The sequence below is a fragment of the Acinetobacter sp. YH01005 genome, assembly GCF_013420465.1.
Taxonomy (GTDB): Bacteria; Pseudomonadota; Gammaproteobacteria; order Pseudomonadales; family Moraxellaceae; genus Acinetobacter; species Acinetobacter amyesii.
Window position 1 is genome coordinate 97,086 of sequence record NZ_VOYA01000005.1, and the last position, 15,135, is coordinate 112,220.

General features: G+C 39.3%; 14 protein-coding genes. 9 read left to right on the top strand and 5 right to left on the bottom strand.

The genetic code is table 11. The features are described 5' to 3' along the window. Positions 1–98: 98 nt before the first annotated feature. From FTT72_RS04470 to pyrF, 3 genes are all read left to right on the top strand, one after another. Positions 99–401 carry an integration host factor subunit beta gene (locus FTT72_RS04470; protein ID WP_067767464.1) on the top strand — a complete coding sequence of 101 codons (303 nt, stop codon included), beginning with the start codon at positions 99–101 and terminating at the stop codon, positions 399–401. A gap of 24 nt (positions 402–425) precedes the next feature. Next, positions 426–791 (top strand): lipopolysaccharide assembly protein LapA domain-containing protein, encoded by a 366-nt coding sequence (locus FTT72_RS04475; RefSeq protein WP_078188931.1) that lies wholly within the window; start codon positions 426–428, stop codon positions 789–791. A gap of 240 nt (positions 792–1,031) precedes the next feature. After that, positions 1,032–1,712: an orotidine-5'-phosphate decarboxylase gene (gene pyrF, locus FTT72_RS04480; RefSeq protein ID WP_180010309.1), complete on the top strand. Its 681-nt coding sequence runs from the start codon at positions 1,032–1,034 to the stop codon at positions 1,710–1,712. Positions 1,713–1,790: 78 nt separating this feature from the next. On the opposite strand, the gene FTT72_RS04485 is transcribed toward pyrF, so the two are convergent. Both FTT72_RS04485 and FTT72_RS04490 read right to left on the bottom strand, forming a co-directional pair. Further along, positions 1,791–2,699 carry a lysine exporter LysO family protein gene (locus FTT72_RS04485; RefSeq protein ID WP_180059033.1) on the bottom strand — a complete coding sequence of 303 codons (909 nt, stop codon included), beginning with the start codon at positions 2,697–2,699 and terminating at the stop codon, positions 1,791–1,793. A 48-nt stretch (positions 2,700–2,747) separates the two neighbouring features. Then, positions 2,748–4,277 (bottom strand): NAD(P)/FAD-dependent oxidoreductase, encoded by a 1,530-nt coding sequence (locus FTT72_RS04490; protein ID WP_180177972.1) that lies wholly within the window; start codon positions 4,275–4,277, stop codon positions 2,748–2,750. Between the two features lie 157 nt (positions 4,278–4,434). On the opposite strand from FTT72_RS04490, the gene FTT72_RS04495 reads away from it, so the two are divergent. The 5 genes from FTT72_RS04495 (at position 4,435) to FTT72_RS04515 (ending at position 11,484) form a co-directional block, all read left to right on the top strand. Next, positions 4,435–5,442, top strand: coding sequence for an AraC family transcriptional regulator (locus FTT72_RS04495; protein ID WP_180177932.1), 1,008 nt, complete (start codon positions 4,435–4,437; stop codon positions 5,440–5,442). A gap of 84 nt (positions 5,443–5,526) precedes the next feature. Next, positions 5,527–6,678 (top strand): cell division protein ZapE, encoded by a 1,152-nt coding sequence (gene zapE / locus FTT72_RS04500; RefSeq protein WP_180177933.1) that lies wholly within the window; start codon positions 5,527–5,529, stop codon positions 6,676–6,678. Between the two features lie 524 nt (positions 6,679–7,202). Then, complete coding sequence (locus FTT72_RS04505; RefSeq protein WP_180160047.1) at positions 7,203–9,365, top strand: malate synthase G; 2,163 nt, start codon at positions 7,203–7,205, stop codon at positions 9,363–9,365. A gap of 88 nt (positions 9,366–9,453) precedes the next feature. Continuing rightward, positions 9,454–9,930 (top strand): hypothetical protein, encoded by a 477-nt coding sequence (locus FTT72_RS04510; RefSeq protein ID WP_180022538.1) that lies wholly within the window; start codon positions 9,454–9,456, stop codon positions 9,928–9,930. A gap of 111 nt (positions 9,931–10,041) precedes the next feature. Next, entirely contained in the window at positions 10,042–11,484 is a 1,443-nt protein-coding gene (locus FTT72_RS04515; protein ID WP_180177934.1) for an aldehyde dehydrogenase family protein, read from the top strand. 445 nt (positions 11,485–11,929) lie between these two features. Here FTT72_RS04515 and FTT72_RS04520 read toward each other — a convergent pair whose 3' ends face one another. Further along, complete coding sequence (locus tag FTT72_RS04520; protein ID WP_180177935.1) at positions 11,930–12,553, bottom strand: hypothetical protein; 624 nt, start codon at positions 12,551–12,553, stop codon at positions 11,930–11,932. Positions 12,554–12,591: 38 nt separating this feature from the next. Between FTT72_RS04520 and FTT72_RS04525 the strand changes: the two genes are divergently transcribed. Next, a complete protein-coding gene (locus FTT72_RS04525; RefSeq protein ID WP_180003049.1) occupies positions 12,592–13,251 on the top strand; it encodes an SOS response-associated peptidase family protein in 660 nt (219 codons plus the stop codon). Between the two features lie 20 nt (positions 13,252–13,271). On the opposite strand, the gene FTT72_RS04530 is transcribed toward FTT72_RS04525, so the two are convergent. Next, positions 13,272–13,736 carry a MarR family winged helix-turn-helix transcriptional regulator gene (locus FTT72_RS04530; RefSeq protein WP_180003047.1) on the bottom strand — a complete coding sequence of 155 codons (465 nt, stop codon included), beginning with the start codon at positions 13,734–13,736 and terminating at the stop codon, positions 13,272–13,274. A 301-nt stretch (positions 13,737–14,037) separates the two neighbouring features. Beyond that, positions 14,038–15,006 carry an IS110 family transposase gene (locus FTT72_RS04535; RefSeq protein WP_180059010.1) on the bottom strand — a complete coding sequence of 323 codons (969 nt, stop codon included), beginning with the start codon at positions 15,004–15,006 and terminating at the stop codon, positions 14,038–14,040. Positions 15,007–15,135: the final 129 nt, after the last annotated feature.

Below are 15,135 nucleotides of genomic sequence, written 5' to 3' on the forward strand. Positions count from 1 at the left end.
GTAGCGTAGTAAGTGATTATTACGCTACCGTTTTGTATTTAAACAGGTTATTATCAGGAAACTGATCCTAGGTAGCTTGATAATTAAAGAGGTCGCAGATGACTACTGAAGCACTTAATAAGTCTGACTTAATAGAGCGTATTTCTCTTAAAAACCCACACTTAGCTGAACCCTTAGTGGAAGAGGCCGTTAAGATAATGATCGATCAAATGATCGAAGCTTTGTCTACAGACAACCGAATTGAAATCCGTGGTTTTGGTAGTTTTGCATTACATCACCGTGAACCACGTGTGGGTCGTAACCCAAAAACAGGTAAATCAGTTGAAGTGGCAGCAAAAGCTGTACCACACTTTAAACCTGGTAAAGCATTACGTGATGCGGTAAACGAATCTGCAAACTAATTCAAAACATTGTTAGGGGTGTTTATGCGTTACGTATTGGTCGTAATTCTACTGGTCCTATTTGGATACTCATTGGCTTTGGTTCTGCAAAACGGAACTGAACTTTCAGTCGATTTGTTGTTTACACAAGTGCCTGCAATGCGTTTAGGGCTTTTATTGCTATTAACCTTGTCATTAGGTTTGGTGTTAGGTCTTTTATTGGCAGTGCAAGTATTTCGAGTATTTCAAAATAACTGGGAAATTAAACGTCTACGTAAAGATATTGACCGCCTACGTAAAGAGCAAATTCAAACTGCTCAACTGGCTGCTGCTGAAGCGGCTGCACATACGCGTCATGAAAAGACAGTTTTAGATATTGATGCAAATGAGCGTCCTTCTAACCCGTTATAATTGGGTTTTTGAAGTAAATGAACTACTTTTATGAGTAGATTTAAATTTTATATTTAACACTCTGGTGGATCATCGGAGTGTTTTTTTATGGGCTGAAAAAATAATACGCTTATCTCAAATAAAATAATGAGATAGCTCAATTCAAATTAATCATTTCAAATAACATGAGTTTTATGACTTTCTGATCAAGTTGAATACATCTATAATGCACTAATTTTGTCAAAATGAAGGGTAAGTCTCTTGAGTATCATCGTTGCACTAGATGCTAAAAGCCAATATGACGCACTTACAATTGCAGAGCAGTTAGATCCTGCATTATGTCGAGTTAAGGTTGGTAAAGAGTTATTTACCCATGAGGGTCCAAGTGTCGTTAAGGCCTTGCATGATAAAGGTTTTGAAGTATTTCTAGATCTAAAATTCCATGATATTCCAAACACCACAGCGCAAGCAGTTTGTGCAGCTGCGGATATGGGTGTGTGGATGGTCAACGTTCATGCATCAGGTGGTCGTAAAATGATGGAAACCTGTGTAGAGCGCCTAAAAGCAGGCAATTACAATACTCAGCTGATTGCTGTTACTGTTTTGACCTCGATGGGTCGTGAAGATCTTGCTGATTTAGGTTTAGATGTTGAACCCTTTGAACATGTGAAACGTCTTGCGACTTTAACGAAAGAAAGTGGTTTAGATGGTGTAGTGTGTTCGGCGCAAGAAGCGAAAATGTTACGTGAAACTTTGGGTGCAGAGTTTGCTTTAGTGACACCGGGTATCCGTCCTGCGGGTTCTGCTGCTGATGATCAAAAACGAATTGTGACACCTAAACAAGCCATGCTTGATGGTTCTACACATTTGGTGATTGGCCGTCCAATTACTAAATCGGAGAATATGCGTCAGACTTTAAAAGATATTTTGGCGACACTTTAATATTTACCCTCTCTCTAACTCTCTCCCAAAAGGAGAGAGGAAGTCCTCTCCCTATGGGAGAGGATTGAGGTGAGGGGGTTAGATAGCCGCCAATATACTTACCAATATAGGTGCAAGTACAGAAAGGATAAAGCCGCTGACCATGGCATGTGGAATAAAATCATTCCCACAGGCTTGTTTGACCATGGGTAGGGTGACATCCATAGCTGTTGCACCCGCAGATGAAATTGCAGAGCGTGGGTAGCGCCAGCCAATAATATACATAAATACAATCGCAAAAATTTCTCTGAATAAATCATTCATCAGCGCGATACTGCCTAGATGCGCATTCTTTAATTCAGTCACGACGATGCCTGTCATCGAATAGAAACCGTAGCCTTGTGACAACATAATCAAATCTTTCAAACTGATTTGTGGCAATAGATAGGCAGCAGCAAAAGCGCCCAAAAGTGAACCGACGATACAGCCGAGTGGAACAAGTAGAATTTTCCAATTTAACCAAGAACGATCGAGCGGTGAGTAGGCGAGATCAAGCCCAATCAGAAACATGAAGACTAAAAGTAGATCCCAAGTACTCATATGTGGCTGAAGACTAAAATGTGCTGCAATTTCGGCAAAAGCATAACCTAAACCTAATGCAATAAAAGCATAGCTAATATTGATGAGTGAGCTTGTCACTAACTGCATGGACACTTTGCCATGACTGGGTTTATAGCCTAAAAGCTTAAACAAAATATAGCAGCAAATAAAAGCACCCATTGAGGTCAATAGTGCAATAAGTACTGATGAAGAGAGGATTTGCAGAGGTGCTGGAATAGTGTGTAATGTTTCAGAAAATTCGATCGCAATCGCAAATAACAAAATATAAGTAAAGTACGGCAGGAGTTTAAAGGCGATTTTTTCAAGCCAAGTGGGTAGGCGACGTGCAAGAATAAAACCAAGCCCTAAACAGGTCAAGAGCTGGAAAATCAGCCAGAAAGATTGCATAAAAAATAGGCAGATAATGAATACCTGCCTATTATGACCTGTTATTGCTTAAGCTGCATGACTAGATTTTGTTTTACTTAGGAGTCGAAAATCAGCTGGATTTATTTTTCGAGTAGCCAGCCAATATTTCCATGTATAAGTTGGCCACAGTGCAAAATTTTTACCGCCATTTTGTTGATACCAGCTTACGCAGCCTGATTGCCATACCGTGCCATCAAGCATGTCTTGTACATGCGTGTTAAATTGGTCTTGCACCTGATCTTTGACAGCGATGGCTTGAACATTAGATTTTGAAACCAATTGCATCATTTGTAAGATGTAATCGACTTGTGCCTCAATCATAAATACCACTGAATTATGCGCAAGTACGGTATTGGGGCCTAATAATTGGAATAGATTTGGAAAGCCTTTGGTGCAAATGCCATAAAAACTTTCTGCGCCAGCTTGCCAAACTTGTTTGAGTTCTTGAGCATTTTCACCAATACATTTAAATGATTTTAAATAAATTCTTGGATCGGTAATAAAGCCTGTGCCATAGATCAGACAATCGATTTCACGGGATTTTCCATCTTTGGTAATAATGGCATTTTCAGTGATTTCTTGTATTGCATCACTGACCAATTCCACATTAGGTCGATTAAACGTTGGAAAGTATTTATTAGAAATTAAAATGCGTTTACAACCCATGATGTAGTTTGGCGTTAGTTTCTTGGCAAGTTCAGCATCTTTGACTTGGTATTTAATATACAGTTCTGCCAGTTTTTGCGCATATTTCATGGTGGTTGGTTTAACAATTGGTACGACACGTGATTCGTTGGTCCAATACAGGCGAGCGCGGTGAATTTTTCGAAACCAATCATATTTTTTAAATAGTGATTTTTCTAAACCATGATAACTACGCTCATCTCGTGGAATGACCCAAGCCGCGGTACGCTGAAAAACATACAGTTGCTGTGTTTGTGGTGCGATTTCTGGAATGTATTGGATGGCACTGCCGCCTGTACCAATCGATGCGACTTTTTTACCTTCTAATGGATATTGATGATCCCATTGCGAAGAATGAAACACTTTACCCTTAAATTTTTCAATGCCCGGAATGTGTGGAATTTGCGGGACATGTAGCGGGCCAGATGCAAAAATCACGTATTGAGCGGTAATTTTAACACCATCTTTGAGTTCTAAATGCCAGTCGCAGGTTGATTCATTGTATCGACTTGAAAGCACTTCACTATTAAAGCGACAGAATTGTTTTAAATTATATTCACGGGTGACGTGTTGGATATAATCAAATATTTCAGGTGCTTCGGCATAACGTTTTGACCAATCTGTTTTGGGTGCAAAAGAAAGCGAATACATATGTGATTGCACATCGCAGGCAGCGCCAGGGTAGCGGTTTTCACGCCAGGTTCCACCAAAATCATTGGCTTTTTCGAGGATCAGAAAATCTTGATTGCCTTGTTGTAAAAGTCGGATCGCCATAGCAATACCACCAAAAACACCGCCGATGATGGCGATTTGTGTATGTATTTCAGAATTGGCTTTTGGGGTTTGCACTGTTTTTGTTTGCGCTTCCTGCATCATTTTTTTAATTCCAAGCGAGATTACAAACTAAGCATACTTGAGTTCATAACCAGAACAATATGATTGAGGTGACAGAAAAATTGATCGAAACGGCAATGTTCATAATTGCAAATTTGTAGTAAAAAAGAAGAAATTTAATGTCATTTTACGATTTATGAAACGATCTATTCTAAGCCTGATGTATTTAGTACAAGGAATGCGTAAAGCAGGCGTAGATGTCGATCAACGTTTGGAAACCATTGGGCTGCGTGTCGATGCACTCGATCCTACTTCGGTGATTCATCCGAGTTTGGAGTGGGATGTACTGAAAGTCATTGGTAAAGATGTAGAACCTGAGCAAGGGTTATTTATTGGTCAGCATTATACGTTGGCGGGTTATGGTCCGTTGCTGATGTTATTGGTCACCAGTGATACTTTACGCCAAGCTTTAAATCAGGGAATTCGCTTTCAACAATTGACACATCTAACTGGGCGTTTGAGTTTGCAAATCAGTCAGCATAAAGTGGCTTTATGCTACCAACCGCAAGATGTGTATGCGCCACTGGGTGCATTATTGGCGCAGTCAGAGATTTCAGGAACGTATAAATTCATCCGTGATCTGTACAAAATGATGGGTCTATCTACACCACAAGTTCAAATTGATTTGCCGTTTGCTGAACCCAAAGATCCTGAAAAATTAAAAATGTTTACTGATTATTATGGCTCTCAAGTTCGATTTGGTGCGCCATTTGCGGCATTTTGGTTCGATGAAGATGTTTTAGATATTCGGATCCCTTCCGCAGATATTATTACTTTTCGATTATATGAGTCGAAATGTATTGCGGAGTTAGAACGTTTAAGCGCCGATGAAGATGCGCCATCATTGGTTCAACGTGTGCAAGATTATTTGGAATTACAAAGTGGTGCGATGCCAAGTATGGCAGCAACTGCTCAAGCGTTGAACTTGCCAGAAAGAACGTTGCGTCATCAACTGCAACAGTTAAATACCAGTTATAAGCAAATTCGTGAAGAAATTATTAAAGATAAAGCACTCCGTATGATTGAATATAATGAATATTCAATTGAAATGATTGCAGAATTGCTCGGCTATTCAGAACCTGCGGCGTTTAATCATGCGTTTAAACGTTGGTTTGGGCATAGTCCGAGACAATATAATAAATAGCCAATGCGCTTTACTGCCAAAGTGTTATATCTTCGAGTTTATTCTTCGTTATAATTCATTTAGCCCAAAAAAGTATTTAATGATATGTCAGATTTTCAGTCACCACACAACACCGCATTTACTCCGATTTCACCGGCTGAGCGTTATGCTCAAGCCTTAGCATCTGGTCAGTTTTTACCAGATCAGGAACAGGCGCAAGCGGTGCATGAGTTGGATCGAGTTTGGCAAGAATTAATCCAACGTTTTAAGGCTTCTAAAAAAGCGTTTCGTCGTTTCCGTCGTCAAACTGCACCGAAAGGGGTGTATATGTGGGGCGGTGTAGGACGTGGTAAAACGTGGCTGATGGATCAGTTTTATGATTCTGTGCCATTTCGACGCAAAACTCGTATGCATTTCCATCACTTTATGCAGTACGTACACCGTGAATTAAATAAGCTTTCAGGTCAGCGTAATCCACTCGACCTTGTGGCCGACCAAATTTATAAAGAAGCGGTCGTGATCTGCTTTGATGAATTCTTTGTATCCAATGTCACGGATGCGATGATTTTGAGCGATCTATTCCAAAAATTATTTACACGTGGCATCACCCTTGTTGCAACATCTAACATTGCACCAGATGGCTTGTATAAAAACGGGATCCATCGTGACCGTTTTATTCCAACCATTGAAATGGTGAAAAAGAACTGTGTGATTTTAAACGTAGACTCAGGCGTAGATTATCGTTTACGTGTATTGAAACAAGCGCAGTTGTTTAAGTCGCCTTTAACACATGAACATAAGTTGTGGATGGCACAGCGTTTTACAGTATTAACGCAAACCCAAACGGTTTCACAAGAGCCAATTATTATTAATCAGCGTATTGTGGAAACCATTGGTCATACGGAAGATGTGCTGTGGTGTGAATATTCTGAGCTTTGTCTAAAACCACGTAGCCCAGCGGACTTTATTGAAATTGCCAATATTTATAATACAGTCTTGGTGAGTAATGTGCCGCACATGACCGATTATTTGTCTGAAGGGACACGTCGTTTTATCTACTTGGTTGATGAATTTTATGACCGTGGGGTGAAGTTGTTGCTTACTTCAGAAGATACGATTATTGAATTATATCAAGGTGAAAAATTGGCATTTGAAATTGAGCGTACACGTTCGCGCTTATTGGAAATGCAATCTGATGATTATCTACATACCTCTCACCGTCAAATCAATGCACCAGAATCTACCGCAGAAAATTAAGCGTTTTTGTTGGAATGAGAAATGAACGTCTTGATGGCGTTCTTTTTTTGATATTTAGTTTTAGATAACATGTATAAATTAAGAAACGCTGTGGAACGAACAATAGAAATTAAAGCAAAGTCTCAAGATAAAAGCATCATTTAATAAGAAGAAGGGTTGTTTAATAATTCATCGATAAAAGCGTTAAATTTAAACTGATTGGTTGAAGTTGTAGCATCGACATTGGCAGCATTTCATGGCTTAATCGAGTGAGTTTGTTTGACGCTTGGGTCTATTTGTTCAGTTTTAGAACAAAATTCTGCACTTAAGTCTAATTTCGACATTTCAAAAACTTTATACACTGTAAAAAGGTATTCAGGCTGATGATGACGTCGTATTTCTGATCTTTATTATGTTGAATGATGAGGGTATTTCATTACATAGAAAATGATCATTATTTAGGAATGTGATAGTACTATTCAGCAAAGTATAAATGGGTATACTAGAATCTCTTGTTATAAAAAATAGCAATATCAGGAAAGACAATGACTGCACGTATTCAAAAAGGCAAGTTAGCGATTGCTAAAGAACTTTACGATTTCATCGAAAATGAAGCACTACCGGGTTCAGGTTTAGACAGTGAAACTTACTGGAAAAACTTTGAACAAGTCGTTGTCGATCTTAGCCCAAAGAACAAAGCACTATTGGCTAAGCGTGACGACATTCAAGCTAAAATTGATGAATGGCACCGCAACAACAAATTTGAACTCGAAGCTTACAAAGCTTTCCTTACTGAAATTGGCTACTTATTACCAGAAGTAGAAGATTTCCAAATCAGCACAGAAAATGTAGACGAAGAAATCGCATTATTGGCTGGTGCGCAATTAGTAGTGCCTGTACGTAATGCACGTTACTGCTTAAACGCTGCGAACGCACGTTGGGGTTCACTCTACGATGCTCTTTACGGTTTTGACGTGATCTCTGAAGAAGACGGCGCGGAAAAAGGTAAGGGCTATAACCCAGCTCGTGGCGCAAAAGTTATCGAATTTGCTAAAAACTTCTTAAATGAAACTTTCCCGCTAGCAAATGGTTCGCATGCAGATGCAACTAAATATGCGGTAGATGGCAAAAAGTTAGTTGTAAGCCTAAAAGATGGTTCAACTGCAACTTTAGCGAAAGAAGCTCAGTTTGTTGGTTTTAATGGTGACGAAACTGCACCAACTGAAATCGTACTTTTAAACAATGGTTTACATGTAATCATTGAAGTTGATGCGACGAGCCCGATTGGTTCAACAGATGCTGCTGGCGTGAAAGACTTAGTTCTTGAAGCTGCGGTAACGACAATTCAAGACTTGGAAGACTCAATTGCAGCAGTTGATGCTGAAGAGAAAGTTGAAGGCTACCGTAACTGGTTAGGCTTAATGAAAGGTACGCTTTCTGAGTCTATCGAGAAAAATGGTAAAACTGTTACTCGTACATTAAATAAAGACCGTACGCACAAAAACTTAATCGGTGGTGAAACTACACTTCACGGTCGTTCATTGATGTTGCTTCGTAACGTAGGTCATTTGATGACAAACCCTGCGATCCTTGTAGATGGTGCTGAAATCTACGAAGGCATCATGGATGCATTGATCACACCGTTATTGACGTTTGCAGACATCAAAGGCGAAAACGAAAACAAGAACTCTCGTAAAGGTTCTATGTACATCGTGAAGCCAAAAATGCACGGTCCAGAAGAAGTTGCATTTGCAGTTGAATTATTTGAACGTGCTGAACAAGCGCTTGGTTTGCCTGCGAAGACTTTGAAAATCGGTATCATGGACGAAGAACGTCGTACCTCTGTGAACTTGAAAAACTGTATCGCGCAAGCGAAAGATCGTACGATCTTCATTAATACAGGTTTCATGGACCGTACGGGTGATGAAATTCATACTTTCATGGAAGCAGGCCCATTCGTTCGTAAAGGCGAAGTGAAATCTCAAATCTGGTTCCCAGCGTATGAAAACCGTAACGTGATGATCGGTCTACAAGCAGGCTTACGTGGTAAAGCGCAAATCGGTAAAGGTATGTGGCCAAAACCAGATATGTTGCTTGATATGTATAAAACGAAAATTGAGCATCCAGAAGCTGGCGCAAGCTGTGCATGGGTTCCGTCTCCATCTGGCGCTGTTATTCACGCGATTCACTACCATCAGTGCAATGTTTCTGAGCGTCAAAAAGAGTTGTTGAATACTCAACCGCTATCTTTAGATGACTTGTTAACGCCGCCTTTAGCGACAGATACAAACTGGTCTGAAGAAGAGAAAACCAAAGAACTCGAAAATAACCTTCAAGGTATCTTGGGTTATGTGGTTCGTTGGGTTGATTTGGGTGTAGGTTGTTCAAAAGTTCTAGACATCAACAATGTTGGTTTGATGGAAGACCGTGCAACTTTACGTATTTCTTCTCAACACGTTGCGAACTGGTTACGTCACGGTATCGTAACTGCTGAGCAGGTTGAAGAAGTATTTAAGCGCATGGCGAAAGTTGTGGATGAGCAAAATGCCAACGATCCACTTTACACGCCAATGGCACCAAGCTTTGATGGTTATGCATACAAAGCTGCTTATGACTTAGTATTCAAAGGTGGCGAGCAGCCTTCTGGTTATACAGAGCCGCTTCTTCATGCTTACCGTTTAAAATTAAAAGGTTATACAGGTGACTAATCTGTAAATCAAAAAAAGCCTCTTCGGAGGCTTTTTTTATTGCTTGAGAAAGTTAGAATGTCGACATAAAAAATGAAAAGGAAACTCCATGTATTTATGGAATGTAAATCGGTTGGTGGATGATATAAGACTGAATAAAGTCTCTGAAACCCATTATAAAAACTACTATATTGCCAGCTCAATATTGATTTTCTTTAGCTACTTAGCACTGACGTTAACCCCAGAATCCAAACCTACAGAAGCTTGGGCTTCGTTTGTTTTACAAGTTGGTCTGCTGATTAGCTGGGTGAATGCCATATTTAAAGCCAATGGCGGCGAGCAAGGCCGAGATTTTTTAAAGCGCTTTATTGCATTGTATCTGCCGGTGACGATTCAGAGTTTAGTCCTCTTTATTGCCATCGGCATTGTCATCGAAGGGCTGTTACCCATGTTGACCGTTAACATGGAGGAGGCTGCGCTTGAGCAACTCACCACAGTTAAAGATCTAAGTTTTGAAGTCATCATTAGCTGTTATATTTATTGGCGAATCTATAAAGCGATGCGGCAGATTCATCATCCTGTTTAGGTTATAGCGCTGTACAATAAATTATGGAATAAGCTTCATCCTGTTTTTCTCATAGCTTTTCGATGCTGAAGCCTTTACATTGGAATGAATGATAAAAATGGGATGGAAACGATGTCAGCTTATACCGCATTAGATTTGCAATATATTGGTGGGCAGTGGCGAGCAGGGACTTCAACACGTCACATCAAGAATATCAATCCCTTTAGCCAAGCAGAGATTTTTGAATTGCAGGCAGCCAGCAGTGTCGATGTAGACAGTGCTTATAGTGCGGCAGAAGCTGCCTTTAAATCAGAAGTGACCAAGCCCATTGAAGTACGTCAGCAAGTCATCACTAAATTAACTCAAACCATTCAGCAGCGCAGAGAAGAAATTATTCAATGGCTGATAGATGAATCTGGTAGTACACGTTTAAAAGCCAATATTGAAGTTGATGCAGCGCTCGGCATTATCCAAGAATCGTTGCGTTTTCCTGAAAAAATGCAAACTACGCAGCTAGAGAGTAAAGACCCGAGTCGAAAGAGTTTTGTATTGCGCAAACCTTTGGGTGTCATTGCGGTGATTAGCCCGTGGAATTTTCCATTTCATTTATCGATGCGTTCTGTGGTGACTGCGATTGCCTGCGGTAATAGTGTGGTGTTGAAGCCTGCAAGTGACACGCCAGTGACAGGTGGAACGTTGCTCGGAAAATTATTTGAAGAAGCGGGCTTGCCGCATGGCGTGTTAAATGTCGTTGCAGGCAGTGGCAGTGAAATTGGCGACTATTTTGTAGAGCATCCTGTGCCTAAAATGATTTCATTTACAGGTTCAACTGAAGTGGGTCAACAGGTGGGGGTGAAAGCTTTGGCAAGTTCACGGATTAAGCGTTTAGCGCTGGAACTTGGCGGCAATGCGCCTTTGGTGATTTTAGATGATGCAGATTTAGATTTAGCCGTTGAACTGACCGTGATGGGTCGTTTTTTGCATCAAGGGCAAATCTGCATGAGTACCAATCGGGTGATTGTAGATGAATCCTTGCACGATGCTTATGTTGAAAAATTGATTGAACGAGTGAAAAGCATTGTAGTTGGTGATCCCAACGATGCTGAAACTTTAATTGGTCCCATTATTAACCAGTCTCAGGTCGATAAATTAAAAATCATTATTCAAAATGCTATTCAGCAAGATGCTATTTTAGCCTATGCAGGTGGTATTGAAGGTCAATTGGTTGCACCGCATATTTTCACCCACGTGGAAGCGCACGCTGATATTGCATTAGAAGAAAGCTTTGGGCCAATCTTGCCAATATTAAAAGCGCGAGATGAAGCGCATGCACTTGAATTGGCGAATTCAACCCGATTTGGTTTATCGAGTGCGGTATGTACGTCAAACTTAGCGCGCGGCGGAGAGTTTGCTGCCAAACTCGATATAGGCATGACGCATATCAATGGCATCAGTGTGGCGGATCATTCTAATGCACCCTTTGGTGGTGAACGTAATTCAGGCCTTGGCCGTTTTAATGGTGAGTGGATATTTGAGGAATTTACCCGCACCCATTGGCAGACTTTCCCCGCTTAAAATACACAAAATGAAGTCTATTTTATCTTGTGCAATAGATTTCACAACAGGTTCTGTTGCGCAGGAGCAGGACTTCTCTAGTTTATTTCCATGAAATATCAGGAAGTATATAGTCCCAAAAACGACTCCAACGTGTTTTGTAATACAGAAAAGCGCCAATATCCTGACTTGAACAATTATTCTGATAGTACATTTGCTGATTCATCAACAGCATAGGCTTACGTTGCAAGGTCGTTATATACAGCTTTACCTGCACTTTATAATTGTAGATTGAATAATTAGAAGAAATAGTCTCGGTTTTCATTTTTTGGATATTGTTAATATACACATCAAACTTCAAGCCATTTTTGTAATCCGTTGCCTCATGAATTGTTCGATCTTCGATTGGAATAAGCGGATTGTTATCACTAAACGCTAAATATGCATTATGTTTTTATTTTCCTTGTTAATCATTAAACTGAATAGCTGAATTTGCAGTGGTGAAATAGGGGAGCGCATCCAGAGGATTGATCTTAAAAGTGCCTGTACAATCTGTCCTGACACGGCCTTCATCTGCGTTCACTGTAAACCAGCCAAATTGATCTTCTAATTCTGTCGTGTGGGCTTCATCTGCGTCAGGAAGAATCACGCCAAACTGATCTCTTTGTCTTTGCAGATTTTGCATCAAGCGATAACTATTTTGAGCACGTTTTGCAAAACGGATATCAGGAAACATTTCTGGAGATGTAATTTTAAAGTCAGTGACATCAATCACTTCACCATCAGGCAAGATGACGAATGAAAATTGTTGTTCTTGAGTATTGGGATGATTTTTGACCGTAACCCAATGATGTGTACTGATCATTTGCTGATTGCGAAAATGCTTATATTGAATACGGTACTTGCCAGCAGGGATGTCACTTTCATTGATCAGGCCTTGTTTAAATGGATATTCATTGAGATAGAGCGCGTCGAGACTAAAAGGTAGAAATGAAACGGTATGTACAGAGACTTTTGCGGCATGTGCGGTTGGATACAGGTACATACTTAGAATTAAGACGATAAAGCGACTTCGGTCTAGATTTTTCATTTATTATAAAGATTGAATTTTTGCGGATTATGGTAAATATGTGTGCTAATTTCAAACCGATTACCTTATCGCAATTAAAGTCTCAAAACTTGCCTGAAATCAGCTTTGAATATCCTGAGGAAGTCTATCCAAATTATGATTTGCCGCTACTCTTTAAGTCTGAACAAGGGCTAGAGTGGCGAAAAGTGAATTTTGGCATGGTGCCTAAATGGGCCGAAGACAAATCAATTGCACTTAAAACCTATAATGCCCGAAATGAAACTTTGTATCAAAAGCCTACGTTTATTAATGCGATTTCAAAATGTAAGTTTGGCGTGATACCCGTGTCTGAATTTTATGAGTCAATGTATATCGATAATAAGCCGCAGCGTTGGAGTGTTAAGCGCAAAGATGGAGAAGCGTTTTATATTGCTGCCTTATATGACATTTGTAGACAAGGTGATGAGATTGTACGTTCAAGTACCATGATTACGATGGATGCTATTCAGCATGAGATGATGAAGCATTTTCATGAGCCGGGCAATGTAAAACGTTCGGTGATTGTAATTCCGCATGCGAGGTTAGAAGAGTGGCTGAGTTGGAAATCACCCAACATCCAAAGTTTTGTACAAGGTTTTCCTGTTGATGAGTTTGAATGTGCGCACGCACCCAAAATAAAAATCGAAAAAATCAGTCCCCAACTGAACTTTTTCGATTGATATTTCGGTGATGCAAATGCTTATCGAGCTAAGTTTTTAAAGATATGCTTTAAGCTTTCCATGGTTTTTTCAATTTGTAGCGGTGTTAAGCCTTCAAAAGATTGCTCGAGAACGACATTCGTTAGATCGTTAATCTTCTGCGTCATTGCAGTGCCTTTATCAGTTAATACAACCCGGGTAATACGTGCATCATCTTCACAAGAATAAGTATCTACCAAGCCTTCATCTTTTAAGCGATAAACGATCTTGGTTGTGGTCGACATTTTAGATACGACCATTTCAGATAAATCCGAAACACTCGCATGAGGTTTAGACTTGAGTGCGAGCAGGATACGACGACGTGAATTATCAACGCCATACTTTTTCAATGCATGGTCGACGTTTAAAACGTATTGAGCATGAACCTGAGTAACCCAGTAGAAAGGAAAATTTTCTAAACTAAAGTCATCGGTGGATGGTAAAAATTTTGAATACTTTTTTGTCATAAAGGAGTCCCCTGAATATTTGTTTTAATTTTATTTAATGTTTTAACATTCTATTGAAAAATAGAGGGTAATAGCAAGAGTTCACAATAAAAAAATAGAAAGTAGAAGATATCTCATTTTTAGATTATCTAAATAGATTATATTGATATTCTGTCTAAATGCTTAAAAGAAATTAAAACTAAGGTCAGGTATAGAGATAGTGTAGTGAAAATAAATAAGTTTTTAATTTTAATTGAATATTAATATTTTTTTACCAAAAGATACCGTCTTGGCTGTCAACCTAATTTAGTAATTATTTACCTTATATTTGATAAGCAGTTTGATGTTTTAATACACCATAGCATAGGTGTACTAACTTACGCATTGCAGCACCAACAATCAGCATTTTAGGCTTTCCTTTTTCACGTAGTCGCTGATACAGTGCCTTAATATGGGGATTATATTGAAGTGCAACTATAGATGGCATAAATAGGCTAGAGCGTATTTTACTATCACCTGCTTTTGATAAACGACTTCGTTTATTGACCGAACTGCCAGATTGGAAATGTATAGGAACTAGACCAACATAAGCTGCGACCTGACTTGCTTTTTCAAAGTGATGAGAGCGTAATAACCCTAGCATGAGCAATCCAGTTTTCCTTCCTACTGCTGGAATAGTAGTTAGTAAAGCAAGATCATTTTTTAGCTCTGAATCACCATTTACATGACTAGAGATCATTTCATCCAATCTAATAATCTCTTGTTCAAGTTGTTGAATACGAATATTAATTGAGAGTAATACTTGTGGAAATGTTTGAGTAGATTGAGCCTTTTCTAAACGATTCTTTTCACGTTGCAAGTCTTCTTCAAGAACTGCATATCTATTTATTAAAGCTTTTAATATTCTTACATTTTCTTTCTCAGGTTGCCATGTTGCTAACTTAACAGTATTTGCATAATAGACGAGAGCTTCGCTATCTGCTTTATCTGTTTTATTTAGCATTGATAATCCTTTTGCAAACGCTCGAACTCTTGCAGGATTAGCGATACATATTGTTAATTCCATATCATATAAAAAATGAGCTAGATTCTCATGATATACCGATGTAGCTTCCATTACAGCCCGAGTGTCTGATAAATTAACATCTAGTTCGGTTAACCACTTTACGAGTTTAACAAAACCAGATTGTGCATTATCAAACCTTTTGGTTTTTCTCTTTCCAGTTAGACCAGAAGGAAAAATACAACAATCAATTTTGGCTTTACTGACATCAATACCCAATGTAATCATGTGTACCTCTACAATCCATATAGTGTTTTAATTACTCACTAATCACGATCTAACCTTGTGAATACAGCATCAAAGTGCTTAGTTACCGTTCAGAGTTGAAAGGAGTAATTAGGGGAAAATTGTAGACTT